22 protein-coding genes are annotated in these 24,864 nt (G+C 54.4%); 6 read left to right on the top strand and 16 right to left on the bottom strand.

All coding sequences use genetic code 11. The annotated features are described in order from the left end of the window. Positions 1-92: transposase domain-containing protein (locus AACY11_RS26725; protein WP_339496127.1), on the top strand; the 92-nt coding region annotated here is incomplete at its 5' end. 79 nt (positions 93-171) lie between these two features. Here the strand turns inward: AACY11_RS26725 and AACY11_RS26720 are convergent. The 8 genes from AACY11_RS26720 to AACY11_RS26685 all read right to left on the bottom strand — a co-directional run bounded on the left by AACY11_RS26720 (position 172) and on the right by AACY11_RS26685 (position 9,233). Further along, the gene (locus tag AACY11_RS26720) at positions 172-1,962 is read right to left on the bottom strand and encodes a hypothetical protein (protein WP_339496125.1); all 1,791 of its coding nucleotides are present in this window, start codon (positions 1,960-1,962) and stop codon (positions 172-174) included. A gap of 118 nt (positions 1,963-2,080) precedes the next feature. Further along, positions 2,081-2,470 (bottom strand): hypothetical protein, encoded by a 390-nt coding sequence (locus AACY11_RS26715; protein WP_339496124.1) that lies wholly within the window; start codon positions 2,468-2,470, stop codon positions 2,081-2,083. A gap of 131 nt (positions 2,471-2,601) precedes the next feature. Then, a complete protein-coding gene (locus AACY11_RS26710) occupies positions 2,602-4,929 on the bottom strand; it encodes a S8 family peptidase (RefSeq protein WP_339496123.1) in 2,328 nt (775 codons plus the stop codon). Between the two features lie 188 nt (positions 4,930-5,117). Beyond that, positions 5,118-6,104 (bottom strand): AAA family ATPase, encoded by a 987-nt coding sequence (locus AACY11_RS26705; protein ID WP_339496122.1) that lies wholly within the window; start codon positions 6,102-6,104, stop codon positions 5,118-5,120. Positions 6,105-6,170: 66 nt separating this feature from the next. Then, complete coding sequence (locus AACY11_RS26700) at positions 6,171-6,812, bottom strand: DUF6088 family protein (protein WP_339496121.1); 642 nt, start codon at positions 6,810-6,812, stop codon at positions 6,171-6,173. A 196-nt stretch (positions 6,813-7,008) separates the two neighbouring features. Continuing rightward, positions 7,009-7,404, bottom strand: a complete 396-nt coding sequence (locus AACY11_RS26695; RefSeq protein WP_339496119.1) for a DUF6957 family protein — start codon at positions 7,402-7,404, stop codon at positions 7,009-7,011. Positions 7,405-7,470: 66 nt separating this feature from the next. Beyond that, entirely contained in the window at positions 7,471-8,109 is a 639-nt protein-coding gene (locus AACY11_RS26690) for an antitoxin Xre/MbcA/ParS toxin-binding domain-containing protein (RefSeq protein WP_339496117.1), read from the bottom strand. A 437-nt stretch (positions 8,110-8,546) separates the two neighbouring features. Continuing rightward, positions 8,547-9,233, bottom strand: coding sequence for a hypothetical protein (locus AACY11_RS26685; RefSeq protein WP_339496115.1), 687 nt, complete (start codon positions 9,231-9,233; stop codon positions 8,547-8,549). A 714-nt stretch (positions 9,234-9,947) separates the two neighbouring features. On the opposite strand from AACY11_RS26685, the gene AACY11_RS26680 reads away from it, so the two are divergent. Next, entirely contained in the window at positions 9,948-10,586 is a 639-nt protein-coding gene (locus AACY11_RS26680) for a DNA adenine methylase (RefSeq protein ID WP_339496114.1), read from the top strand. Next, positions 10,586-11,419: an 8-oxoguanine DNA glycosylase gene (locus AACY11_RS26675; protein WP_339496113.1), complete on the top strand. Its 834-nt coding sequence runs from the start codon at positions 10,586-10,588 to the stop codon at positions 11,417-11,419. Before AACY11_RS26680 ends, AACY11_RS26675 begins: the two co-directional genes overlap by 1 nt. Here AACY11_RS26675 and AACY11_RS26670 read toward each other — a convergent pair. Genes AACY11_RS26670 through AACY11_RS26655 form a run of 4 tightly spaced genes read right to left on the bottom strand, consistent with a single transcriptional unit; the run spans position 11,360 to position 14,161 of the window. Beyond that, entirely contained in the window at positions 11,360-12,034 is a 675-nt protein-coding gene (locus tag AACY11_RS26670) for a nitroreductase family protein (protein ID WP_339496111.1), read from the bottom strand. The genes AACY11_RS26675 and AACY11_RS26670 overlap by 60 nt on opposite strands. After that, the gene (locus AACY11_RS26665; RefSeq protein ID WP_339496110.1) at positions 12,012-12,617 is read right to left on the bottom strand and encodes a 7-cyano-7-deazaguanine synthase; all 606 of its coding nucleotides are present in this window, start codon (positions 12,615-12,617) and stop codon (positions 12,012-12,014) included. The genes AACY11_RS26670 and AACY11_RS26665 overlap by 23 nt, the downstream gene beginning before the upstream one ends. Further along, on the bottom strand, positions 12,614-13,822 hold the full coding sequence (locus AACY11_RS26660; RefSeq protein ID WP_339496109.1) for a PfkB family carbohydrate kinase: 1,209 nt from the start codon (positions 13,820-13,822) through the stop codon (positions 12,614-12,616). The genes AACY11_RS26665 and AACY11_RS26660 overlap by 4 nt, the downstream gene beginning before the upstream one ends. 15 nt (positions 13,823-13,837) lie before the next feature. Further along, entirely contained in the window at positions 13,838-14,161 is a 324-nt protein-coding gene (locus AACY11_RS26655) for a hypothetical protein (protein WP_339496107.1), read from the bottom strand. 447 nt (positions 14,162-14,608) lie between these two features. Between AACY11_RS26655 and AACY11_RS26650 the strand changes: the two genes are divergently transcribed. From AACY11_RS26650 to AACY11_RS26640, 3 genes are all read left to right on the top strand, one after another. Further along, complete coding sequence (locus tag AACY11_RS26650) at positions 14,609-16,708, top strand: hypothetical protein (RefSeq protein ID WP_339496105.1); 2,100 nt, start codon at positions 14,609-14,611, stop codon at positions 16,706-16,708. A 490-nt stretch (positions 16,709-17,198) separates the two neighbouring features. Then, on the top strand, positions 17,199-18,062 hold the full coding sequence (locus AACY11_RS26645; RefSeq protein WP_339496104.1) for an OST-HTH/LOTUS domain-containing protein: 864 nt from the start codon (positions 17,199-17,201) through the stop codon (positions 18,060-18,062). 27 nt (positions 18,063-18,089) lie between these two features. Beyond that, positions 18,090-18,800, top strand: a complete 711-nt coding sequence (locus AACY11_RS26640) for a hypothetical protein (RefSeq protein WP_339496103.1) — start codon at positions 18,090-18,092, stop codon at positions 18,798-18,800. 84 nt (positions 18,801-18,884) lie between these two features. On the opposite strand, the gene AACY11_RS26635 is transcribed toward AACY11_RS26640, so the two are convergent. The 4 genes from AACY11_RS26635 to AACY11_RS26620 form a co-directional block, all read right to left on the bottom strand. Next, a complete protein-coding gene (locus tag AACY11_RS26635) occupies positions 18,885-20,789 on the bottom strand; it encodes an ATP-dependent helicase (protein WP_339496101.1) in 1,905 nt (634 codons plus the stop codon). 1 nt (position 20,790) lies between these two features. Beyond that, a complete protein-coding gene (locus tag AACY11_RS26630; protein WP_339496099.1) occupies positions 20,791-22,836 on the bottom strand; it encodes an ATP-dependent nuclease in 2,046 nt (681 codons plus the stop codon). Positions 22,837-23,054: 218 nt separating this feature from the next. Continuing rightward, positions 23,055-23,468, bottom strand: coding sequence for a hypothetical protein (locus AACY11_RS26625; RefSeq protein ID WP_339496097.1), 414 nt, complete (start codon positions 23,466-23,468; stop codon positions 23,055-23,057). 128 nt (positions 23,469-23,596) lie between these two features. Beyond that, positions 23,597-24,649, bottom strand: a complete 1,053-nt coding sequence (locus tag AACY11_RS26620; protein WP_339496096.1) for a hypothetical protein — start codon at positions 24,647-24,649, stop codon at positions 23,597-23,599. Between the last annotated feature and the right edge of the window lie 215 nt (positions 24,650-24,864).

Below are 24,864 nucleotides of genomic sequence, written 5' to 3'. Positions count from 1 at the left end.
ACGCGTATCTCAAGGATGTACTGACGCGATTGCCGACGCAGAAAGCCAGTGAGATCGAGCATCTACTGCCGCATCAATGGATGCCTGGCTGATCTACGCAAGGCGTATTCCCCATACGCTTACGGATATCGAGACTATTGGCTGCCTTCTCCGTATATGGCGACACCCTGATCAATTGACGACTTTTGTCTCCAGCTTGAGATTCAGTTCAGCAAGCTTTGAGACTAGAACGCCCTCGAACAGAAATTCGCCCGGTGCTCGCTTTGAATGGTTAAAGGTGATCTTTGGAAAGCCGGCGTCGAGCCTTATGTTTCTCACCTGGCCCTGGACGTAGCGAATGTTCGAGCAAATCTCTTTGAGCGCATGCCTTGTGTCATTTTCGCCGGCACTGATTTCAAGCAATAGGCACTGATGGCCGGCAGCGTCCTCCGTCTCGGCGTTCGAAGCATTTTCTGCGTCTCGGGCTTGGGCGACGTAGCGTGGTCGTCGTTGAGACTCGATGATGTAGAAGCTGCGCAGACCGGCCCGTATCCTGATGATCAACAGGCCTCGCATGACTCTCTCGCGAACATCCAGGTATGGCCAATTGCGGACTTTCGGCGACAAGCTCGCGTTCTCAAGTGGGCGCAAGAGTTCCAGTTCAGGTGGGCCAATAGTCTGGTAGCCACGCTCAAAGGTGAACCATTCAACGCTGCTGATGATGTCGGTGTACTTTTCCGCGAGAAGTCCGCACGCCGCCCACATGGCTTTCAGGTCGCCTTGGGATTCCCAATTTAGTTGAGTCTGAAACTCCACCGAGCCCACGCCTTTGCTCGAGCCTTGCCCCTCACCGGGTGCGTGTAGAGCGTGTCCATTGGACGACGCGAGGACGTTTCCATTAGAGCCTTTGTGAGTTCGTTGTGTAGTTCTGATTCGCCGTCTGTCACCCAGTTGATGAATTGGATAGTTGGGCACCCGTAGCGTTTCGGAATCCACGTCGGGCGGCTCTGCGTCAGTCAATGACACCCTTTGGTTTTCCGGTAGTTCCTTGACTCGTTTTTGCCTGTGCCAGCCGCCGTCGTGAGTGCCATCAGTCACAAAACTGGAGCGTTCGATATCGATGACGGGGCCCTTCGGATCGCTGAAGCCCGTTAACTGCAAACAGAGAAAGGTCTTGCCATCGGCCAGCCATCTTCCCTTTCCCATAAGGAGCGCCGTCCCCTCAAACCATGGCCCTGCTTTGAGGTACGCTTTTGTAGAGTGTTTGGTGGCAGGGCCGAACTGTGCGTCGAGTTCTGCATAGATTCTTTTGCACGCGTCCCTCGTAGTTGGGTCGTGCAGCAGGTGCCACAAGAACACTCCTTCACTGCTGGATACCCAGTTTTTCAACTGGATTCGTTGGTCGCTTGGCTCGGTAGGAAAATCGTAGAAAAACCGCTGTAAGACCATGTCCCATGGGTAGGTGGCGAGAATCCGCGCTGACTCGGAGTTGCGGCCATAACAGCGGATGAAAAACTCGACGCAGGGTATGAGAATCTTTTCTTCATTCCAACCATCAACCTCCACAAGCCAAACGGGCCACTCACGTGACTTGAGCCCATATTCTTCGTCGCTCACGAGAAGAGTGTCGCGTAGTTGGACAAACCGCCAGGTCACATTCTCGCGAAGGTTTACGGCGGTCACGCCTAGATCCTCCAACTGAATCTCCCCCGCCCACCGACCTGCCCGCCAACAGGTTCCAATCCTTAATTGACCGAGGAACGACAGCGCGACTGGAATGACCTCCGTGCTATGCAGCGTGCCGTCTGGGTCCAACCGACGAAATATGACGTCGACCAAGGGTTCGTGTGAGGCATTAGGACTTTTCCAGACGCCACCGTAGAGCCAGATGACGAGGTCGTAGTCTTTCTTCTCAAGAGCGCCGCCAAAGCTTGTCCGGGGCTTAAAATTTGAACGGAATGAACGTCGGGCGATGAAGGACAACGGAACACCAGCTTTGGGGATAAGGGCTAACAGATAGCACACGGCAATATCGTTGTGCCATCTGTTAAGGTGCCTCTTTCATTGCATTACGGTCGAAATGCTATCGATTCCGCCTGCGTCAAATGTCTTTCTCGAACTTCGCCGAAAGCCATTTGATTTTCCCGTTTGCAGCCTTGCCGACCTCTAGCTGAAAAATCTGCCCATCGAGTCCTGGGCGCGAAAAGTCGATGCCGTCATCTGTCGGTGAGTAGCATCGTGAGGTGGACCGATACGGACGGAAGGCAGAGAGCTGATACTGGCGGCCATCAGCAAGTGATGTGAAATAACAGCCAAGAGAGCCGGCGGATGTCTTGTTTGACCATATTTTGAAGTCGAGGCGAGCAAGCCACGTTCCCGTCGGGACATCTGCCCAAGAATAGGATTTAGGATCGAAACCTGCCTCTATTGCACCGTTGTAACTCCACGCTCGCCGCTTATCGTCGGTCTGCGCCTCAAGCGTTTCTTCCATATCTCATCATCCTCAGTGACCGCCGGCCTGTTGTCGCCGAGCATTTCTGCTTTCTCTGCATGATTGAGCTGAAAGGTCCTGGATGCCCCTTCAGCTCTCACTACTACGCACGTAGGGCGAGGGCGCCTTGCTCACGTCACGATTGCTGCAGCGTTGGCGATTGCCACATCGACAGCGTTGTAGAGGTCTACTTCAGTCTGCTGTGTCTTTATCGACACAACCAGGCTGTACCTCACTTCATCATTGAAGCGCTGCTGTTTGACCAAGGTTTTCCACCACCCTGGCGCAGGGTAAATCCCGATCATCCCCAACCCCGCCAGATCGGAAGCCGGTCCGCGCCAGATGTCAGAGTGCAGAGATCCTTTATGCCGACCACGTGTACCTATCAGCCAGCGTGTGTCCGAGGGGCTGCTGAGGTAAGGGGTGTCATCGTCATCTTCCTCTCGGGCACGTCTGTTGATCCGTTGACGGAACACTGTTGCATCCTCGCCAGACCGGCTGACCTCAAAGCGCAGCCCATGAGATTCATATCGATAGCGCCCTTTGAGCCCGCGTTCTGCGACACCTGGATTCGGCTCAACAAAATAAGACAGGGTGACGCGCATCTCGACGTCCTCGTTGCCGAGGTTCAGCAACTCCTGCTGAGGCCAGGGAAGTAGGTGAAGATGCATGTCACGGGCGGTTGCCGGTTTAGATCCCTGTCGGGTGAACGGGCGAAGAGAATCCTCCACCACCAAGGTCAAAGAGTTGGATGCGCTCCACAGTGCCCGACCAATATCGGGAACACCGAAACCACAGGTGCGAACCAGGGCTTCATAGTCGGCCTTTGAGTCGCCGGCCAGAAACTCGGCCTTCATCCGCTCTGTCCACTCGGCGGAGTGCACCACTAGCGCACGTACCGTTTCCGGCCAGAGTTGGGGGTAGGCCGAAGAAATTTGCGCGGCCATGCGAGACGCGAGTGCCGAGGCGGCGCTGGTCGCCCACGTGGTAGTGAACAGGCGCTGCTGCGGCTCGTGTGACGTAGTCAGTAGTGAAAGCGAGGTATGGCTGAAAATGCCGTAGGCGTCCTGAACCAGGTTGCCACCCTCGAAGACGACATCTGGTTTCAACGGCCACGGCGTCCTCGTCCAGGTACAAGATGTCGTGCTGTAAGGGCTGAGACTGCCATTGGTGGCAAGAACAGACTCTCCAGCAACGACGGGATCCAGCGTGACTTTCTGGGTATACGCCCCCACGCATATCGCGTTCCATGACTGGCCCGGATCATGAATACCGTCAGTCTGATTGCTGAAGGGGTAATTGGCGTATTTCTCCGTATCGGCATTTCCCGCAGAGACGATCATCAGACGTGGCTGTGTCCGCCCGCCCAGAGCGTCTGAGGTCAGAAGATCCACGGCTGCTGACCAAGCCGAAGGCCGGCCTCTGTCACGGTCATCGAGGCTTGTAATCGCCATGCTGAAAACGCGTTGCTTGTCGGGCTGAATAATTTCTGGCCGCGCTACCGCATTCATCGTCAACGAACCGTATGTCTCGCGCTGGTAGCCTCTCGCGCTCGGTAGCAGCTTCACGGACTCGATGCGGTGGGAAATGCTCACTGGGCCTGGTGCTGACAGTGGATCAACCAGATCGCCGTAGAGGGCGACCCCGGCCAGACCGGTGCCATGGCCTACATCATCTTGAACTCCCCACTCGGCATCAACGGTATGCAAGTCCGCCATTGCAATGTGGTTGGCCAGCAGGGGATGGCCGTGGTTCACGCCGGTATCGATCAGGCAAATACGAACGCTGTTGTCATCCCCGCCTGAAGTACGCCCGAGCAGATCATCTGCCCATTCGCGCTGCTCCGTTGGTGTCAGCGCATCGAAGAATTCCGCTGTTTCCTTGGCGCGGCGAATCTCTGCAACCTCGTTGAGCAGTGCCATTGACGCGGTGATCGCTGTTTGGGTGCCGAAGACGTTGACGACTGTTCGCTCTGGGAAGGTCAACGCATCTGTCGATACTTGGAACTCAAGCACTCCCGCGATCGTTCGGAATCGCTGCAGTACAGCGGCTTGGTTATCGCGGACAGGCAACCAGAATTCCCACCAAATCGGCTCATCAGGATTGCTGGGCAGAGCGTCTTGGCTATCAGTCCATAGGGCACTGAAAGTCGCTGTTCGAATTTCAAGGATGGGGTTTAAAAGGGGGGTATTTCGAGGAACACCTTTACTGGTGTTTACGTGCATGTACTGCGTGACCAATCCTTCAAACGCACTTAGTTTTCCGTCGGGAACGAAAACCGTCGCAAAGTGAGTTTGGGTCGCCCCGTCGTAACGCACATTCAACAACTCAATTCGTTGCTGACCTCGGGCCAGTCCTTCAAATGCCAGTTCAAAGCCAGGCTCACTTACAAACTCAAGCTGCAAGCCAAAGCCGCCGTCCTGACCTTGAGAGCGTTGCAGTTGAACGGCTTGCGCCATTCGTGTTCTGAAGTGTTCCAGTTGTCCGAGCAGCCGCTCACCATGCCTTGTTTTGTCGCGAGGCGGAAAAACGGGATCTCGGGTGGGAGATGCCGTCGATTGGTATCGTTCCGGCCGCCCTGTACGTTGTAGATGAAAGTGTCGTCGCTGCCCTGCGTTTGGTTCCGTCATCGAAAAGCTCTACCGGCTTATAATCGTTGTCTTCCGTGGAAAGCTTTACGCTCTTCAAGATGCTTTGCCACGTCCCTAGCGTCTACCGCACCACGATCATGAATGATCGCGTCTTTAATCGCGTCATCTGCTGCCCGTACCAGCTCTGCGTAGCTCAGGCCACTTGCTACTGTGGTGAGCTCTTCCCAGTTTTTAATCGATTTTGAAAAGTTTACGAGCCGGTTTTTCAGCACGTCACGAATCTGTTCCGGGTTGGGCAGCCCATATTCGATAACATCATCAAAGCGTCGGAACAAGGCATAGTCGAGAATTTCTGGATGGTTCGTGGCAGCAATGATCAAGCTGTTGGACTGATCCTGCTCAATCATCTGAAGAAAGCTGTTGAGCACACGACGAATCTCACCGACGTCATTGGCCAGGCCACGCTGAGATCCGATCGCGTCGAATTCGTCGAAGAAGTAGATGCCCCGAGTGTCTCTAATGGCGTCGAACACCTGCCGAAGCTTGGCCGCAGTTTCACCCATGAACTTGGTAATCAGGCTATCAAGGCGAACGATGTACAGCGGGATACCGAGCTCTCCGGCCAAAGCTGAAGCGGTCATGGTCTTGCCCGTTCCGGGTGGGCCGACCAAAAGCAACTTGCGGCGGGGCGAAAGACCGTGTGCACGTATTTTTTCGAAATTGCGCTGTTCGCTGATAATGCGGGCGAGCCGGCCGTGGGTGGCGTCGTCCAGGATCATTTCAGAGAAGCGTGTTTGAGGAAGCGCAACGGAGAGCAGATTGCTCAATTCGCCTCGGGGCTGGCCAATGGGAACCGGGCCAGACGACAGCGGCTTTCGCTTGGACTGGGCAGAATCAATCAGTGTTCGTAGATCCTCAGCAAGCTTTCCGTGTCCTTGCTTGGCTTCGTGTGCGGCCATCTGCATAGCAACGGCAAGGAAATGACTGTCATCTCCTTTGATGTGTGAGCGCAAAAGCGCCTTTAAATGCTCGCCGCTAGCCATGGTTCTCTACCTTTTTCATCCCGTTAGTTTAATCGCTATGACCTGTCGATACCCTTAAGTACGCCGTTAAATGCGTGGCCGTTGGTCAGTAGCGCAGCCTCCATTGCGTGGTTCACCGTAGATGCCAGCCTTGCTCACTGCAATAGCCATCCAGGTGGGTAGACTAGCCCGAACAGCAGAAAGAGCCTCCCATTGGGCGTCTGAAAGCTGGCTGTGAAGCTGCGATGCAGTCTTTTCAGCACGCTCTGCGCCCATCCACGCCATTGCCCTGACGGCATCGCCGGCTCTGGACCTTCCTAATGCCAGCATCCAGTAAGGCACATGTTGCAGTGAGGCCCTGGTCGAGCCCACGGTCAGCTGTTTGCTACGGCCTGTCGTGAGAAAAGTCACTTCGTCCGGGGCCTGCGAAATCAGCCCAAATGATTTGGCCGCAACAGCACCACAGCCTGTGATCACGACCTTCCCCTGTGCAACGATGGACAGTGCGACAGCTTCTACCTCCGGAGCTTGGGTATCGTCTTGTCCCCGAGCGCAAGCAACGTAGATGCCCCGAGCGACGCGTAACAGGCTTCCCGCTTTAGCCAGGCGTGAAAACGCCTGATCCACTGCGGCCCGGCTACCCAAGTGCAAAAACTCCTTGGGGCTTAGAACGTGGCCTTTAGGGACAGCCAGACTTTTTTCCAGAATCGCTACAGGTAGGGAAGGCATCGATAGACTCACTGAAAGCTATGTCAGATATTGCATACTATATCTGACATTCGTTCAAGGCGTTATTTGCGGCTGCTTGTCAGCGACCCGACGATCGTGAAAGACATACCGAAGCGGGCCTTGGGAGTCCGGAATGAAATGGGTGTCGAGCGCGCTGCCTGAGGGGAGTACCACCGATGTGGCGGGCAGATCACGGCTATTGAAGACTGGTCAGGTCACTGACGGTGATTCTCTGTCTCGCACCTTTCCCGAGCAGCACGTACAGCGTGTTTTTAGTGAGGAAGAAGCCATTGTCCTCGAAGCTCAATTGGAACGAGCTGCGGACCCAGTCGCCAGCGTTGAAGCGTCCCCGGCTATCGAACACAACGTTTAACGCATAGACCATCACCGGCTCCAGGCCTCGGTCGCGAAGTGCCTCCATTTCGTCACTGGTCGTTTCCAGGTCGAGTATCGTCCAGTCGCGCACAAGGCAAGTCGAGAGATTTGGGAATCTGGTGTGCGCCAACGCCTGTGCATCATCGGGTGGCAAATCACAACCGTTCACGGGTTCACCGTGTCCGTCGACCAGTTGTGCAAGTCGTGCAAGATTCATCTGAGGGGACCTTTTTGAAGAAGTGAATAGCGGCGCTCGCGCATGCCTGCTGACTCAGAAACCTTTTCAACTGTAAAAACCCTCTGACACCTGAATGAGCATTTCCTCAACCCGATGCGTACCGGGTGTGGTCAAAACGAGTTCATTGGGGCTTTTGCCGGAAAGATGGGCCTTCGGTTTGGATAGCCATTGCTTGGCCTTGCTGGTATCGCCAAAGATTGCTTCTGCCATCGCGATGATATGTGTAATCCGGAACATTCTATCGCTCTCATCCAAGCTCAATCGCTGATTCTTCGACAGTCGGATTGAAAGTGCCCGCGCTGAGATGATGGCGTCTCGTTGCCGAGGTTGAATCGTGTCTTGAAGGCAGAGCTTTTGCATGAGAGACGCAGTAAAGCCGGCTTCAATCAGCTCATGGAGCGCTTGATCGGATGTATCAATGGGTACCTGTAGATAGCCGGTCAGGCGTCTGCGGTAGTCGCCTTGAATCTCCTCACGTTGAAGCCTGTTCGTGAGGTGGGCGCGAGTAGGCTGCTCGATGGCACCGTGGAGCTCTGCTACACCATCGACCACTTCAAGGGTCAAAACGTCGCCGATGGCCATACCCGTGCGATTGAGGATGTCAGCCGTGAGCGGTATGAATACGTCGCCGCTACCGTCCCCGGCATCGTGCAACTGAACCTCGAATTTCTCACATTCGTTCATGATTGGCAGCTCTGACTCATAACCTGAGTGGATTGATTATGTTCGGATCGGGCACCCTCTGCACGATGGCGAGCGGATTGGAAACGAGATTAATACCGGGTCAGGCTGGGCTTGCCCTGAACCTAGTTTCATTTCCCACCGTCGGTCGCCGCCCTTTTGGTTCCAAGCCTCGGGCGTGAAGTGCCTCCAGTTCGTCACTGGTCGTTTCCAGGTCGAGTATCGTCCAGTCGCACACTATCCGCCGACCAGTTGTGCAAGTCGCGCGAGATTCATCTGAGGGGGGGCTTTCTCAAGAGGTGAGCAGCGGCTCTCGCATTTGCCAGCAGGCGTGCAAGAAGACAACAGTCTCTATCGAGGTCGATGATGGGAGCGTTGGTTCGGGTTGTCAAAAGGCTACGGTGGTAGCCCTTTTGCTTGATGCTCGAACGTTGCGAGAGTTACTTGGCTGCTTGCGGCGTAGGCACGGCAGCGCTGGCCATATCTACAGGTGGGGCTGTAGGTATGTCGGACTGAGGTTTGTAGAAGCTCAGAACCGTAAAAGTTGCGCCGATCACGGTTGCGATCAGCGTCGCCAGCAAGAGCCGGTTATCACGATTGGAGCGTTTCAGTCGCTTGAGCAGGTCTTCGCGGTACAGCTCAAGGTCATCATGGGCGACTCGAAGGTTTTCCAGATGGGTCGAGCACTGTTCATAGTACTCGGCTCGATCTTGCTTGCTGTCTCGCGGCGTCAAAATCAGATCGCGAGCACCTTTGATTTGCTTCTGGATGTCTTTGTAGCCAGGAATGGCTTCGCTGAGAGAGATGAGTCTGAAGTCATCCTGAAACTGTTTGATCAGTTCCAGCTGTCGGGTGACCCCAGCCTCTACGGCGTCATAGATTGCCCGCTTGCAATGGTTTTGAGCCTTCGTCAGCTCTGTCTCTGCATCAGAATTGCCGCTGAGGTATTGGGTCATGTGATAACCCGCATACCGCAGCTCGTTGATTGCTGGGATCGACAGCTCCTGGCTGAGCTTTTCAACCAGTTTGATTTTTTCTTCGGCCTGCTGGAAAAGACGCACGAGCTCCAAAGCGAGCGCGTGCTGATCTAGCCCTGGGCGTTCAGGGAGGGGGGCAATATTGGTCACGTAGTAGGTCTTTCTCAGAACGAGTGTTGAGCAAGCTTTTGTTTGCGAGCTTCGAGCTGCTCTGAGGTCACGTACCGACCGTATTGAAGATTCACGTTGCCGCGTGCGTATGAGCGTACGACATTGCGTGTCACTACCAGGGCCGCCTCTTTCGAGTCTTTGGCCGGTATCGTGACAAATGTAGGCATCAAGGCCTTAAGAAATCTTTTGAACCACATCTTATGATCCTTCATCGACGACTCGCCTATTTACTCCTGGTCAGAGTGGCGCAGTAGGTTCGGAAATGACCAGCGGGGATCAATATTCTAATAATGGCATTTTGCTATCATTTGGATATCGAAGGCGCGGCGATTATACATACAACATGCCCAAACGCTATCACTTTACGTTTCTGGGCTCCTTTCGGTTATCTATAGGATGTTTACCTCTAGAGGTCAACATTACTGGTTTTGCACGGGGTTACGAGCCAACTTCAGAATTGCGGTTCGATAATGGCATTTTGACTGCGTGATTGACGAAGTAACCCCGTTATAGAGCCTTTATTTAGCTCAGGGTTCAACTGCCGACCCTTTATTGGCGCCCGCTAATTCTCCTCTCTTTATTATTTATAACCGTCGGTCGCCACTGCGCTGGAACGCATTGACATCATCGTCAGATCTGACGATGCTTGAGTGCATGAGATATCCAGGCGGAAAAGGAAAGTGCTACCAGCACTTGATCAACCTGATGCCACCGCATCAGACCTACATCGAATCGCACCTTGGCGGCGGTGCTGTCATGCGCAACAAGAAACCTGCGCAGCGCAGCATCGGGCTCGATCTGGATGCGAAGGTCATTGACCGTTGGCGCACAGAGTTGCCAGGGATTTGTGAGCTTGAAGAGACTGATGCCATCGGCTTTTTAGAGAGCTATGAATTCACCGGTGATGAGCTGGTGTATGTCGATCCACCGTACGTGCCGCAAACACGTAGAAGAGCCAAGGTTTACCGCTGTGATTACACGCAGGCCGACCATGTCCGCTTGTTGCAGTTGCTCAAAGCATTGCCGTGCATGGTGATGCTGTCTGGCTATGACAACGAGCTATACGACGTGGAGTTGGCCGGGTGGCGCAAAGTGACCTTCCAGGCCAAGACTCACGTGGATGTGCGCGAGGAAGTCGTGTGGATGAATTTTGAACCACCTACTCGTCTTCACGACTCTAGATATTTGGGTACAACCTTTCGTGATCGCCAAACCATTCAGCGCCGGCAGGCGCGGTTGCGGGATCGTATCGAAAGCATGGACGCAGCAGAGCGCTATGATTTGCTGCAATGGATGCAGGAACAATACGGTGACGCCGAGGAGGCAGCCTGATGCAACTGGGCGCGATATTCATGGATCACGTGGTCTTCAACGTTGAGTTGCCGACCCCTGATACGGAAGTGATTCCTGGCGTTCCGTGGGGTGCCATTGAAGCATTTCCGACCCCGGCATACTGGGCCTACCAGGTGTATGCCCGTCGTCTTCAAGGTGAGCGCATCAACTACAAGCTCGGTGCGACTTTGAAGGAAGAGGTGGGAGCTTGTCTGCTGGGCGGTCACGGCATTCCTGCCAGCGTGGGACTGGCGGCTTTCCAGCATGTCAAAACACGTGGTGCGTTTGGTGATCAGCCACCGTCTGAGGACATGTTGCTGGAATGGCTCAAGGAGCCGATCGCGGTGGAAGGACGTACTGTTCGCTACCGTTTCGCCAAGCAGAAAGCCCGATACTTGGCTGCCGCTCTGCAGAAGCTAGCCACTGAATGCGCCCCTTTGAGTACTGGGCGGGCCCTTCGAGACTGGCTGCTGGATGTTCCTGGCATCGGCTACAAGACCGCTTCATGGGTGGCACGTAACTGGCTAGACGCGGACGACGTTGCCATTCTTGATATTCACATTCTGCGTGCGGGTTTGCTGGGCAAGTTCTTTGAGCAGAGCCTGACGGTTGAGCGCCACTACCTCGAGCTGGAAGAGCAGTTCATCCACTTCAGTAAAGGGCTGGGGGTTCGAGCCTCTGAACTGGACGCGTTGATCTGGCTGGAGATGATGTCCTCTTCGGCCACTGTCCATAACATCATGGGTATGGGGCATGCTGCTCCTGAACGACGCTCACGGAGCGCGTCCAAGAAGAGCAAGACCGACACCAACCAGTTGACCCTGCTCGGCTAGGGAGCCCGCCCAAGGCTCGCCCGTGACGCCCAGCGGGCAGAAGTTGAGTTTCATGGCGCGTGCAGCCAACGCCATTGTTGCCAACTGCGCGCCTGCATCCCGCCATATCAAACTGCATCCGTTCTGGTATTTGGCCAAAGTCTTCCCGGGTTCTGCCAAAAACAGAATGAGAGTGGCTTGTGGGGCACTGACCACCTGCTGGCTCTGCTCCCACAGTCCATTTAGTCGCAGCGGTGCTGCGGTGAGCTCCGCGAGAAAGTGCCCTCGGGGCTCATAAAGCCACCAGTGAGGATCCTCTGGCCGCTTCATGATGAGGTGAATGGGGTGGATCGCCCCGGCTGATGGCGAGGCACGATACTCAAGCTCATAACCCAGTTCGGATGCCCAAGTATCGTGACTGCGGCAGGCGTACCAAAGGAAGTTGGCCAACCCCATGTCTTCCAGAGGCGCAAACTCACGCACGGACCGGCGCTCCTCAAGCACCTGCAGCAACGGCGGCGTCGACATGGCAGAACCCGCCGGCAGTCTTTGAATAGCCCCCGTTGCCCAGTCCACTGGCTGGTATGGCGTGCTCAAGCATTTTGGCGTTGGGTTACCCAGGTCGATCCAAGTCATAGCCGACCTCTTCAAATACCTGGAAGTACTTGTTGCAGCCACGACAGTTTCCGCAGGGAACATCTGCTTTATGGCAACTGTGCGCCCATGCTAGATACCCCGAGGGAATACCTGAGGCCCGGACCAGTTCTTGGGTCGAGAGCGCAATCGCGGGAGCCTCAACTTTCATTCCACCTTCCTGAAGTGACATCAGCTCGCTGATGGCACTCACAAACTCAGGGGTCCCGTCCCGGTGGGCTCCATCGGACTTTACCGTGCCCAGCCACAGGTGAGTCACGCCGTAGGAGATCGCCTTCATTGCAGCCAGCGTGATCAGCATCTGATTGCGATAAGGCCACCAATCAGATGCCGGTGCCAGGCCATCGGCAGTCGTTCCCGCCATGTCGCCGGAGCCCAGTCCACGACAATCGATTTCCAGTACGTGATGCGCTATTTCCAACCGCTCACAAATGGCTTTGGACGCAGCAATCTCAGCTCGAGCTGCGAGCTGTCCGTAGTTGAGAGTGAACGCAAGATCCGGCCGCTTCCACCAAGCCAGAGACAGTGAATCCATACCACCGGACAGCAAGAGTGCGATTTTCATAGTTTGATTGCCTCCCAGACTGTCTGGTAGATGGATGTCACGTAGTCATCGCAGATCCGGCAATCCGAGCCTTCCATCATCTTCTTGTCCTGGGCCGATTCGTTCTCCGAGTACAGCACGACCGGCTTGGACAGGGCTCTGGCGTAACCGATCTCGTAAACAGTTCCCGAGTCCAAGCCATCGCCGATGGCGAACAGCAGATCGCAGTCATGAATCGCCTTAAGATCCAGCTCGACGACATCTTCGGCCGATCCCAGTCCTACATCGTGATAGGGGGAAAACACACGTAAGCCCATCGCTTGCAGGTCGTTCTGCGCTTCACGAATGATCCAAAGCTGAGCCAGTGTGAAGAATGGGCCTGCCAAGTATACCTGTGGCGTGTACCCGTTTCTGTAGCGGTCGGAGGCTTGCAGCGGTTCGGGTGTGTACTTGGCGAGCAGCTTGGGCGTGGGGTATCCCTGGGTTTCGCAGTAGAAAGCAGTCGCTCTGGAGGCGATAGCCGCTGCTTCACGCGCTTTTTGGCCCTGTTCCAGCCACGCATACGCAAAGTGGGCCGCAAAGGTGTCACCCGAGCCAATCTTCCAGACTCGTTTCGTTCCATAGGCAGGAATCGACGTGATTTCTCCCCGCTCGTAGACCAGTGCTCCTAGCGGTCCCATCTTGATAATGACTACCTCGGCACCCTCTTTTTGCGCCAGTAGCTCAGCCAGCTCTGCTGGAGGCCGCTCACAACCGCACAGCCGTTGCGCTTCGTTGCGGTTTAAAACAAGGGCCAAATGCTTTGCTTTGGAACCGTTGGTTGTGAACAGTTCGGGGTTCTCAGCGCTCTGAGGATCGTAGACGGCGTATTCGGCATCGATCACCGCTGTACCTTCGATCATTCCGAATCGAAGAACGCGTGAGGTCTGGATGTGCAAGGCGGTGCCGAACTCGGCCGATTGATAACTGATCTGCGGCGTGGAAAGGCCGTGGATGTAGTCGAACGCTACGCTTTGGGTCGTTTGCGTCGGAACGAGCTTGAAGCCTTCCAACGCGGCGCGATTGTTCATGATGAACAGCGACTCGCTGTCGAGAAAGCTATGAAGTTCGACCTCGGCCCCAAATCGTGAAAGCGCCGTGGCGGCTCTGCCGGCGGATCCGTAGGACTCCTCCCAGCTTGGTCGCAAGCACCGCTCTCTGTACACACCTCCTGCGATAGCAATCATTAAGCGCTCCTTGCTTTATTTGACGGGGTAAATGAGGACCCGCACCTGCCCGTTGTTGATTGCAATGACTCTGGCTGCATATATATAGCCTTCGCTCATGCAGATCCTGAGCCGCTGGAGTCGTGGGTCGGCTAGCCCGCCGGCGACTTGGCCGCGCCACAGTGCATGCACAACGGACTGTCCGTTCTGCTCTCCAGATACGATGTCCAGAATGTCGTCGACTTGCAGTTGATCTACGATTTCTTCTTTGGGCGAGGCCAGTTGGGCACTGAATGACAGTTGGTCGCAGGTCACTGGCGTTTCGATGGTTGGGCCTTGAGGGCCTCCGGTTCCAGACATGAGCATTTCCTTTGCTTGGAGAAAGGTCTAGCAATATCACAGGGTGATATCTATTTGCTATCAAGCTCCGCTGAAACGCCGCTGCAATTGAGGCGTCGGATGGCAATGGCTTGCAAAGTTCTGCTATACGAAGCTCCCTTACACCTTAGTGAGGGATAACCAGATCCTCACATATTTCTTGTACATGCGCCTATCGCGTGCCTTCCTCCAGGCCCCGCAGAGCGCGGCTTTGGTTGATCTTGCTTGACATTACTTTTTTGCTCTCTACCATTTGCGGCATCCGGACTGGTTTCGTTCGGTGCTGCTGGCCTCGCGCGAATTCTCAGGAAACGAAACCACCCGCTCCACGTACTAACCCCATTCTTTTTATACGAACTTGACCCATAGTCAGGTGCACACCGGCCCGCCAGCTACCACGAACACTGTGCCCCTGCCTGAGGAGTTCACATGCTTCGTATTACTTCGGCTGACTTCGAGAGCGGCCGCATCAAACAGTCCATTTCCAAGCTGCGTAAGCACCCACTTGCTCCGCAAGATCCACGACCATCGCTTTCTTCCGTGCAAGAGACGTTTGCCCAGGTAGTTGGTTTCGGCAAGTATGCCGAGCTTCGCAGCTCGGCCATGCAGCTCGGCCCGGTCTTCACCGGCCAACCGTTGCAGTTGGATCACGTTATCGACTTCGTTGGTCAGCGCATTGCGCATTACCTCGATCTGCCACTCGAACACGCGATGACCATCGCGGCCGCGATCAACCTTGAACATCTGGATGCCTGCCGAGCTACTGCACGTACCCTCCCGCCGTCGATGTTGCGCGATGATCGTCTGCGCCCGGCCGTGCATGTGGCCAACCTTGGACTCGCACAGATGACCGCTTCGGATCTGATAGGTCTCGGCGCTCCGGCTTTTAGCTACGCCATCGCAGACTCCGGTGACACCTTTGTGTGGGGTGGTCTGGTCGACGCGGTTGGTCAACTGCAACCGTCCACGCTTGAAGCGCTGAAATCCGATCCGAAGTTTTCGGCCATCGCCGACATGAGCGCATTGCGCGATGCTTATGTCAGGGACGTGCTCATTCCTGCATCACACAAAACGCTGCTCGATGCAGTGCGCCAACACGATCTGTTGCCTCCAGGCTACGAGATCATTTCGCTGTTCAACGAGGCCGGGGTGTTTCGCGGCCGCAGCATCATCAACCGGCAACTTCGCGGGATGGTTCCAGTCATCAGCCGCGACGGTGGGATCTACGAAGCGATGGCGGCTGTGTTGTGTGGTCGACAACCTCAGCACAGCGGAATGGTGCGCAACATCAAACCGGGCGATGGCAGTGATCGGGTGATCCACTTCGCCAAGGACGGTGGCATGGTCGTGTACGACTACGTCGACAACGAGCAACCTCGACATCCCGACCGTACCTACATCGAGTATGCCGGTGCCGAGCAAATGTTCTCGCTCGCGCCAGGCGCGATACACCGGGAAGTTGAGATCGACCGCCTGCTCGCCAACGGACAACCTGAGCTGGTGAATGCTTCCCAGAATGACCTCGTAGCCATCAATGGCCTGGTGCTCGACGATGGTCGTTTCCCCGCTGACGCCATGGACGTACCAACTGGCCCGATCATCGTTGATGGCCAGTTGCGTCCCCGATCGGCAATGACGGATAACCTCTGTGGGCCGAGTTTCTACGAGCGCCAAATCACCTACGTCCGTCTTCATGAGTGGTTGACGGTCGATGACGTCCCGCCAATGGTGCTGGCGGCGATGGATACGCCCAACGTTAAGGTGGAGCGGGATCACATGATGACCGAGGCGCTTCCGCGCTATCGGTTGGATTTACACTACCAGATCGATGAGTCAGTTATGGGCGGGACTCATCAAGCTCAGCGCTTCATCGCGTCCACTGTCGGCATCGAAAAGGTGTTGGGCCTTGTGAAACGTTTTGCGACCCCCGACCAACTGCACGTCCGAATCGTACAAGCCTACGGTGCGGTGATGATTCGGCGAAACAGCGTTGAACAGGTACAAAGCGCCGGGGAGCTAACCAAGGCTACGATGCCAGAATTGGCCGAGTACGACGACTATGTAGTTGGTGTGTCTCTCGCAATGTCCAACCCTGGGCAACCTTTAATGGCACCAGCTATTCGCGATTTCAGGGCAAAGGCGGATCTACTCACCTGGCTGGCCATTTTCAGCATGCAAACCCATGACGGCGCACGTCTGACCGCGCGCTTCTCTTCGCAAGCACGTGCGCTACTCCTCAGCGCAATCCTGTTGGATGGGATGAGCCCAGAAGACGTGATCCCGCGAGGCCAAGATCTCATGGCGTTCTTGGGCAAGCTGGCTGACGAGGCAAGTTACATTGGCGACGTCAAGAAATGGCGCGAGGAAAGCTCCAGACGATGGGCCGCCGCTCGCAAGAACGATTATTGGGCAGTCGGAGACGCAGTGGCTCAAGTCACCAACGTAGATCCAGCGAAAGATGCACTTCACCCGCCTGCTTTCAAGGTAGTTCAGGAGTCTGAGAGCCGCTATCGCTTGGACGCGCTGTAGTTTTCTCTAGGTCCCCAGTCTCAGTCAGAGCGCCAAGCTAGGCTGGGGCCTTATAATTTGTGATAGCAACGCCGATTGAAGAGGAGCGGCAATTCGCTTTGGCTTCTGAGCCTTCCAAAAAATTGAGACTATGAGCCCGCTGTAGCCCACAGGCGGGCCTAAGGGGGTCAGTAGGATGGGCAGGATGGGCAGGTTTGATTTAGGCCTTTATTGACAATCCAGCAATTCCCGATAATACTCCCACCCGCTGATGACCCGCAGCTACTGCTCACGCCTGCGTGAGGGGAGAAGGTTAATATGACCGAGCAGTGGGACCTGATAGCTGAAGATTACTAGGATCTAGACAGCGAGTCGCTTGCAGGCGACTGACCACGCCCAGTCCAGATGATTGCGTAGACTGCCCTAGTAGCTCTAACCCCTGCACAAAGCAATTAAAGATATCACCCCTTAGGCCTTTGCCTAAGGGGCTATTTTGCTAAGGGGATCAGCTATGGACTTGTCAGAATATCTCAATGAAGTCGTCCGCATTGTCGGAAGCAATCTGCAGCCCACAAGTCGTTGGGTTACAGCGGCTGCGCTTGGTACCCTCCTTCGTAAGGCCTATCCAAACGTTAGCTGGAAAGAATTTGGCTACAAAAGCCTCTTTGAGCTTTTGAATGACCCTCTACTCGCTACGTCGTTAAAAATCATCAAGACAGATAAAAGCGCACTCGCCGTCACGCTGACCGATGTGCAGGCGCTGAGCGTTACTCAGCACGTCGAAACCTATAACCCGCTACGTAAAATTATCTGGGAAGCCTTTACTCTCCCGAGCCCTCCTGGGCGCCGGTTTATGAATCGCATGAACGGATCGGTTCGAATCGGACTGGATACCGCACCGGCTCCTGCAGATGACTGGGTTGAAATCGAAAAAATCGGATTGTACGAACAAAAACGTTGGGCTGAATCCTTCGTCGATGAGTGGACAGGTGAGCCTGCCGTAACAGACGCCGTTAAAGCCATGGTTGCCTCGCCTAGTTGGCACCCTCATCAGTTTGGCCATGAGATGAATCGCATCAGCGACGGTCTGATGCGCCAATGGAACCGCTACAGAACCTCCCGTGTTTCCGGCTTTGTCAAACAGTGGTTGTCGGAACAAAATCTCCCTATTGAATGGGCGTTCCAAACAAAATCAGGCTTGGTTGTTGGCTCTCCCGAGTTGAGTATGGAAAGTACTGATATTCAGCACTCGCCTGAGGAAACCAAAAAGCTGATCCTTTCGGCGTTGAGTTTGATGCCTGTTGAGCAATTGCTCGATATCCCGATTCCCTCGCGCTTCATCATCGCCGCTCTTTCTTCGACTAAAGCACGTTAACGGAGGTGCTGAGCCGGAGGATGGACGATGATTTCATTGTATTTGGCATTTCCAGCCACTTGCTTCATCGGAAATGAAAAGGCGGAGATGGCCGTCGAGCGATTGAGAGCTCAGTTTCCGGCTGTAACGATAAAGTACGTCGTTTACGACGCTAATTGCTCGTTGAGTATTCTCGATTTCTGCTCGATGGTTGGACAGAAACCAGGGCCGGTACTTTTGTTGAAACCGATCAAGACCTCGGTTTTAGAGGGTGTGCGCCTGCGTTTGGCAGTGAAACTGCCGGTTGCATGTGAAATGGTCGCCTGCCAAGAAAGCCTCTGCGCTGCTATAAGCATGGTTTTGCGACAATTTGAAAACGGCGAGCCGATGGTACCGTTGGATATTGCTGTCGCTATCCTCATCTTGGCCAAGCTTGAAGAAGGGCACATGTGGGGTGGAAATGCCAAAGGCTACATGTGGGCTGCCGATATCCCCAAGGGACGTGGCGTGGATGAAAAATACAAGGATCGTGTGCCTCATGTAATCAACATTCTGTTGCAGCACGAAATGTTGATAAAGAAGACGAGCCAAGGCAAATCCAAGTACGCGCTGAATCCGTCAATCAAGCTGGATATTTACGAAACTCTGCGCTTACGGTCCTTTCCGGAGGCGATAGGACGCTACCTTTTTCGCCATGAACAACTTGAGTCCATCCGAGTTCTCGATAACGTTCCCGAGTATCCAGAAGGACGCATGTAGTCGACTCGACCTACTGTTGTTGAAAGTCAGTTTGATGCTCAGCCGTTTCGCTTGGATGCAGGCCAGAGTTTCCGCCGCGAGCAGTTAGGATGCTTGCGTAATTTGAACGCCTGCATTTGTGAGCAGGTGGTACAGCGTAGCAATCTTCGTGCGACCACCACGCATGGCACAGTATGTGAAAACCACGCGCTGCTTGGCTCGGGTAAAAGCTACAAAGAAGCCGGCGGTGGCTTCAATCTCATCGTTGGAAAAACTCCACCAAGCCCCGTCGTCCAAGCCAACAAAGATGACAGTGTCATACTCCAGACCTTTGCTTTTGTGAATGGTCATCAATGGAATCGCGTTGACGCCTTCATAGGTATCAAGTGCCGATGCCCAATCTGCACACTGATTTGACGAAGTGTAAAGGTGTGTTGCCGCTGATTCGATCACCGTATCGAGCCATTCACCTTGCTCGTATGCGGAGTTCTGGCTTTTCAGGCGCTCGATTCCGACAAAATCCAGCATCTCCACAATAAGTGACCGTGCAGCGTGTAACGTGGTTGGTGGACTTGAGCGGTTCGCACCAAGCCAAATCGCGTAGGCGTCCAACTCGCGTGTGAGTTTGGAGTGACCGATTTGGTCGTCGAACGTGATGCCCCGCAGCGACGCCAACCATTTTTGGCACTCAGACCAGTAGCGTCCTGCTCGCGGCGTCATAGCCAGCCGCAGTAGCGAGACAAGAAGCGTCGACACATCTTCGGCAACCAGATCCTGCAATGTGATTGACCCAACAAATCCGGCTTCATTTCGCAAGCTCAAACCTTGGGCAGCAAAAGCTGGCTCCAGCACTTCGGCGTATTCGCCCGCTTTCTGGCGAACCAAAAGAACGAAGTCGCGCGGTGTGAGTTTTCCCGTTGCTATATCTGATGCCACGGATATAGCAAGATCGCGGGCCTCCGCGTGTGGGCTGGAGAAGTCAAGAATGGAGCAACATTCACCGCTTATCTTACCTATCGTTTGGGAAACAGGTGCAACTGCTCCGCCATCCAAGGCTTGGGCCAGAACGTGTTGGATTCGCACCAGGTCGGGTGAAGAGCGGTAGTTGTTGTAGAGAGATGTTCGCGTAGCTGCAAAGTCGGCATCGAACTCGGAGAAAGGGTGGTCCATGGCCAAAGCCCAGCGCATGATTTGCTGTTTGTTGTCGCCGACAGCAGTTATCACCGTATCAGTCCCTCGAAAAATAGTATTCACAAGATCGTATTGAACCTGTGTCGTGTCTTGGAACTCGTCCATGAAAAGGTGTGAATAAGTCAGCCGAAGCGCGTCCCGCGCCATAGGATTTACTCGTAACAAGAGTTCGGCGAGTCTGCTTATCATGGGAAAGGATAAAGCGCTTTTCGGGCCGCCGTGCAAGGATGCCTGCCAGAACAAATCAGCAGCCCATTGACCGACAGTCGGTCGCAACCATCCCTCAGCTGGTAGGGGCTGACCGAGAAGATAATTTCGTTCGAAGTTTTTTGGCCCAATTGCACGTAGGTCGGCTCTTGTACCAATCGTTGCCGGGGGTAGGCCAACCTCTTGAAAGAGGAAATCCTTGTAGTCACGATCGTTATAGCTAGGGATTTCGTAATCGGGTCTGGGACGCCAACGTTCGGGCAGTGACTGGCCAAAACGATCAACCAAGCCTTTTGCAAACGCGTCAAACGTCATGGAGTCCAGGCGTCCTGCATGGTCGGCGTGACAGCGTTTTCGCACGCGTGCTGCAAGGTTGGAAGCCGCGTCGCGTTTGAAGCTTATCGCAAGGATGCGTCTAGGCGGTGGCGCCGCACCGGTTTGTAATAAGTAAGCTGCACGCTGCGCCAGCAACTCCGTCTTGCCTGCGCCGGGGCCTGCGATGACTGATCGATTGTCGTCTGAACGAACCACCTCTAAGGCATATGTTTCGAGCGATTCTACCCCGACTGGCTTCCAATCTTCTGAGCGAATTCTGCGCGACGATAGGGTCATTTCAATCCCGCCTTAAAGACGCCGAAATATGCTTGAGTACTGAAGAGAGCACCTTCGGCATCTGCTTCACCAGCTGCGGCTTACTGATTTGGGTCAGCGCTGCGAGATGGGTTGCAGGCTTGCTGTGAGTGAGAAAGTGGTACCGGTAATTCGGGAATTGAGAAGGATATTTCTCAAAGGGCCCAGTGTAGGCATCTACTCCAGGGCCGGCGCTTCCCAATACAACTTCGGCGGCTTTGTCAGCGCTCATGCGAGGGCCCCCACCTTGGGGAGTGATTGCAGTGTAGGCGTCAGGAAATGCCTCTAGCATCGCCAAATCTAGATCTAGCGGTGACGAGAAATACACACCATAAGTTTTTAAAAAGTTGACCCATGATAAGAGATTGTCGTAACCGGCCGAATCTGCCCAAGTGTGCATCTTTGCTAGCTGCGCATCGCTTAAAACGCCGTCTGAAACTTTTAGCAGTTCGGCCTTAGGTGCGCCGAACTCGAGTAACTTTTCTAGCGCCGTTTTGACTCTACCAAACCCACCCCCTTCGCGGCCTAGATCAAGATCCAACAGCGTAGCGTGAGGAATACCTAGGTGTTTGAGCAGGCGCCAAAAATGCTGAACATGGCGCCCACCCAAGGGCACAATAGCGACGAAGGCTGGGTCAATCAGCAAGTCCATCGCCTCCGCAAGCTGCGGTAAAACAACTCTTTCCGAATCGCCCTCGACGAGTAAAACAAACCGAGCAAAATAAAGTTCTGGATAGGCCAAGATCGCCCCTCGCACAAACTTGCTTGCTTCTGCGTCATTGACCGGAAACTTGATGCGCTTGATCGAAGACACACGCGTTCTATGGTCGCATCTGCAGTATCGAACCTCCTCGGGATTGACGCGACTAAGTACGGCCGGTGAGTGACTGGTGACAATCGCCTGAGCACTGCCATCGGCAGTGAGCGACTGAACCTGGCGGATGATGCGAGCGAGGAAGTAGGGCGAAAGGTGGTTCTCTGGCTCCTCCAGAGCGAAAATCGTGAGCGCCGGTATGCGCAGCGCGTCGTTCCGAAAGCCCTCAATCGACCCCGTTACAACTTCACGTTCCAAATCGAAGACTGCTGCAGCCAGAGCGAAGTAAAACAGGGACTGTTGACCATCGCTGAGAGCCTCAATACCACGCTCCTGACCGTCAGGCCCCTGCTCGAACATCACCGCGATCTTGTTGACGACCTCCTCAAACCTGCGACTAACCAAGCTGAGTCGCGGATTAGTATCCACAACTTCATCATGGAGTGCCGACCATCGCGTCTGCAGGGCATTTGTGATTGCAGTTATTGCCGATTCGCCCTCAAAGGCAGAGGCCAGATTGTCTGTTGCTTCCGCAACTGCCTCTTCGGTGTCGGACGACCATTCTATTGCACGCAACAAACGAGCCGCCAATGCCCCAGCTGTTGCCTTGGTCTGGGCTGCAGCATCTCGGCTTGCTGGCGTGTAATAGAGATGGATCAACCCCCTATCAGCCACGGACACCGGGTGGCACTTGTCTTCTTGGAGTTCTTCGTCAAGGGATTCGACCCATTGCAATGTCTGCGATACCTCGCCCTCGATTGTGCCATCGTCTTCCCATTGCGCATCAAGTCGAAGGCGGCAGACAGGAGCTTTATTTGGACGATCGATTAGCATGTAACGAAATGAAGGTGCAATTGTTTCTGGCGTGGCCGTCCCATTAACCAGTTCGGGTAGGGCGATTAGCACTTCGATGTAGAGGTGTTTTGATTTGAGATCATTCGGGTCATCCTCCGGCCCCAGGTGGAAATCCGAACGACGGACAGTACGCTGAGACCGGGTAACACCGAACAGCTTTGCCAAAGCGTGCAAAAGAGCAGTTTTTCCGGCAGCATTAGGACCGACGATTGTCGTGATCTTTGGAGAGATCGTAACGTTAATTGGGGCAGGACCGAAACAGCGAAAACCAGATACAACGACAGATTCTATAAGCACAGGATCCCTTCCTCTTTGCCGCAGTGCATTTGTGTTCTTCTCGTGCTCACCTAGCGTAGGCATGAGAAGTGCGTCCTGCCATTACAATGCAGTTGAAACACTGGTGCAGCATCGCTGCCAGTCCATAAAGCCACCCGGATGGCTCGCGTCACGGGCATGATCGTCATGTTCGTATCTGACAGGCGCTCAGCATGCAGTGACTTCCTACCCAGTGCCATCTTGCCACTAGAATTTGCAGACATGGGTTCTACTGAATCAGGTGCGGCCCTAACCTTTCAGTATCACTCGGCCGTCATCTTTGAATTGCTACAATTAGTTGTTGAGCTTTGCCGACAGCCACTGGTCTTCCCTTTTGCACCTTTGCCTATCTCCAACAAAAAGATCTGGCCATCGAGTCCGCGCGCTGAGAAGTCGATGGCGCCATCTGATGGCGTGTAGGCTCTTGAGGTCGACCGGTACGGACGAAATGCGGACAGCAGGTACTTTCGGCCATCGGCTAGTGATGTGAAATAGCATCCGAGGCTTCCAGCAGATGTTTTATTTGACCAGACCTTAAAATCCAAACGAGCCAACCAGGTGCCTGCAGGAACATCTTCCCAAGAGTAGGATTTAGGTTCAAAACCCTCGTCCAACGCACCGTTGTAACTCCAAGCACGCCGTGTATCTTCAGTCTGTATTTCACGCGTGTCTTCCACTGATTCTCCCCTTCATGATCGACCTGCCAATAATGGCTGAACACCGAAATTCCCACGGTGGATCGAAAACGTCAATTTAGGTCGAATATGAAGGGAGAAGGGCTGACCCCATATACGACTGATACGTTTCACTCGTAGGGCAGCCCGCCGAACAGCTCAATCATCAGATCACCTTGTAGCACCTCGAATGGCACTTCCACATACTCATCCGGATGTCGGGGCAATGCTTTGCTCTCGTGGCTTGAGTTCTTCGTGTGACCCTGTACTTTCTGCCCGTTTTCCTTGATGTAGGGCAGCACCACGATGCGACCGTGATTTTTGGAGATGATCGTGCCTTCGTGCCAAATCGTTTCACCGCTTTTACTTTCCGAGTCACCACTGACCGTTTTGACAGTCCAGCCAGGTGTGCCACTTTCCTCATACCAGAAAACAAAGCCCGCAATGACGACCACCCGTTGGCCACGGGCTTTGGCTTCGATCAGCAATTTCTGCACGCTCGCGAGCTGTAAGAGCTTATTGGCTCTGGGAAGCAGCTCGGCTCGGATCTGGACTTTGGTTTTCCCCCAGTGCGTCGTACCTGAGAGGCCAAACCCACGGGCGATCTTTTCGCGAGAACAGTGCACCGCGCACTTTTTAGTCGGGTTCAATCGAAGTGACCAGTCAAATTCGCCACTGCGGGCCAGTGCCACTCTGTATCTGTGGAAGAATACGATCTGGAGATAGGGTGCTTCCTGCAATTGCTCAAATAGCATGTCACGTAAGATTTCAAGATCAGTTGGCAGGATCAGTTCGGATCGATGAGGGCGTGCGGCAGAGGCGTTTCGGCGTAGCGCCTCCGTAAGCATCACGAATTCTTCGTCAGCAAGACGTTCCTGTACGGTGATTTCTTTTTCTACCTTCAGCGTCAGAGACGTGCGCAGAACTTCATCAATGCCGAGGGAAGCTGCTCTATCTGCGATCTGTGCATTGAACTCCTTCGAAAACGCTCGGGCTTCTTCATATGTGTCGAACGCATGGCCTTTTGCATGTCCATTTTCTTCGATGTAGTGAGGCATCCAAGTGACATCGCTAGGTGACACGTACTTCAGCGCGCGGATTAGCCACCGTCCCGTCTCGTACCAGCGGAACGGGAACAAAGCCAACGTTACTTTTCCATAGCCGGGCAATTCGCTTAGCTGCATGAGGCACGCTCTAGTAGACCTACCAATTCATAAGGTGCTCGTTTTCTTATCATCTACTTGGAATATGAAGTGCTACTCAGGTCACGGGTGTTGCCGCTGACCGAAAACTGACCCAGTAGAGGCTGTTCTGCCGACTGAAAACTGACCCAGGTGTTCAACTGCTTCTGCTCACTTTTTGAGCAGGAGAACACAGGGTGATCAGCATGGAAATGTTG

The organism is Pseudomonas sp. RA_105y_Pfl2_P56, from assembly GCF_963970845.1.
Lineage (GTDB): Bacteria > Pseudomonadota > Gammaproteobacteria > Pseudomonadales > Pseudomonadaceae > Aquipseudomonas > Aquipseudomonas baetica_A.
The sequence above is the reverse complement of the archived record's forward strand: the minus strand, read 5'-3'. Positions and strand labels throughout refer to the sequence as shown.

What these genes read in the sequence shown, in the direction of transcription:
- AACY11_RS26655 (WP_339496107.1), bottom strand. Translation starts at nt 14,161, where the DNA reads ATGTCTGGAACCGGAGGCCCTCAAGGCCCAACCATCGAAACGCCAGTG.
- AACY11_RS26670 (WP_339496111.1), bottom strand. Translation starts at nt 12,034, where the DNA reads ATGACTTGGATCGACCTGGGTAACCCAACGCCAAAATGCTTGAGCACG.
- AACY11_RS26640 (WP_339496103.1), top strand. Translation starts at nt 18,090, where the DNA reads ATGATTTCATTGTATTTGGCATTTCCAGCCACTTGCTTCATCGGAAAT.
- AACY11_RS26635 (WP_339496101.1), bottom strand. Translation starts at nt 20,789, where the DNA reads ATGACCCTATCGTCGCGCAGAATTCGCTCAGAAGATTGGAAGCCAGTC.
- AACY11_RS26690 (WP_339496117.1), bottom strand. Translation starts at nt 8,109, where the DNA reads ATGAACGAATGTGAGAAATTCGAGGTTCAGTTGCACGATGCCGGGGAC.
- AACY11_RS26675 (WP_339496113.1), top strand. Translation starts at nt 10,586, where the DNA reads ATGCAACTGGGCGCGATATTCATGGATCACGTGGTCTTCAACGTTGAG.
- AACY11_RS26710 (WP_339496123.1), bottom strand. Translation starts at nt 4,929, where the DNA reads ATGGCGCAAGCCGTTCAACTGCAACGCTCTCAAGGTCAGGACGGCGGC.
- AACY11_RS26650 (WP_339496105.1), top strand. Translation starts at nt 14,609, where the DNA reads ATGCTTCGTATTACTTCGGCTGACTTCGAGAGCGGCCGCATCAAACAG.
- AACY11_RS26645 (WP_339496104.1), top strand. Translation starts at nt 17,199, where the DNA reads ATGGACTTGTCAGAATATCTCAATGAAGTCGTCCGCATTGTCGGAAGC.
- AACY11_RS26705 (WP_339496122.1), bottom strand. Translation starts at nt 6,104, where the DNA reads ATGGCTAGCGGCGAGCATTTAAAGGCGCTTTTGCGCTCACACATCAAA.
- AACY11_RS26660 (WP_339496109.1), bottom strand. Translation starts at nt 13,822, where the DNA reads ATGATTGCTATCGCAGGAGGTGTGTACAGAGAGCGGTGCTTGCGACCA.
- AACY11_RS26665 (WP_339496110.1), bottom strand. Translation starts at nt 12,617, where the DNA reads ATGAAAATCGCACTCTTGCTGTCCGGTGGTATGGATTCACTGTCTCTG.
- AACY11_RS26620 (WP_339496096.1), bottom strand. Translation starts at nt 24,649, where the DNA reads ATGCAGCTAAGCGAATTGCCCGGCTATGGAAAAGTAACGTTGGCTTTG.
- AACY11_RS26630 (WP_339496099.1), bottom strand. Translation starts at nt 22,836, where the DNA reads ATGCCTACGCTAGGTGAGCACGAGAAGAACACAAATGCACTGCGGCAA.
- AACY11_RS26715 (WP_339496124.1), bottom strand. Translation starts at nt 2,470, where the DNA reads ATGGAAGAAACGCTTGAGGCGCAGACCGACGATAAGCGGCGAGCGTGG.
- AACY11_RS26695 (WP_339496119.1), bottom strand. Translation starts at nt 7,404, where the DNA reads ATGAATCTTGCACGACTTGCACAACTGGTCGACGGACACGGTGAACCC.
- AACY11_RS26700 (WP_339496121.1), bottom strand. Translation starts at nt 6,812, where the DNA reads ATGCCTTCCCTACCTGTAGCGATTCTGGAAAAAAGTCTGGCTGTCCCT.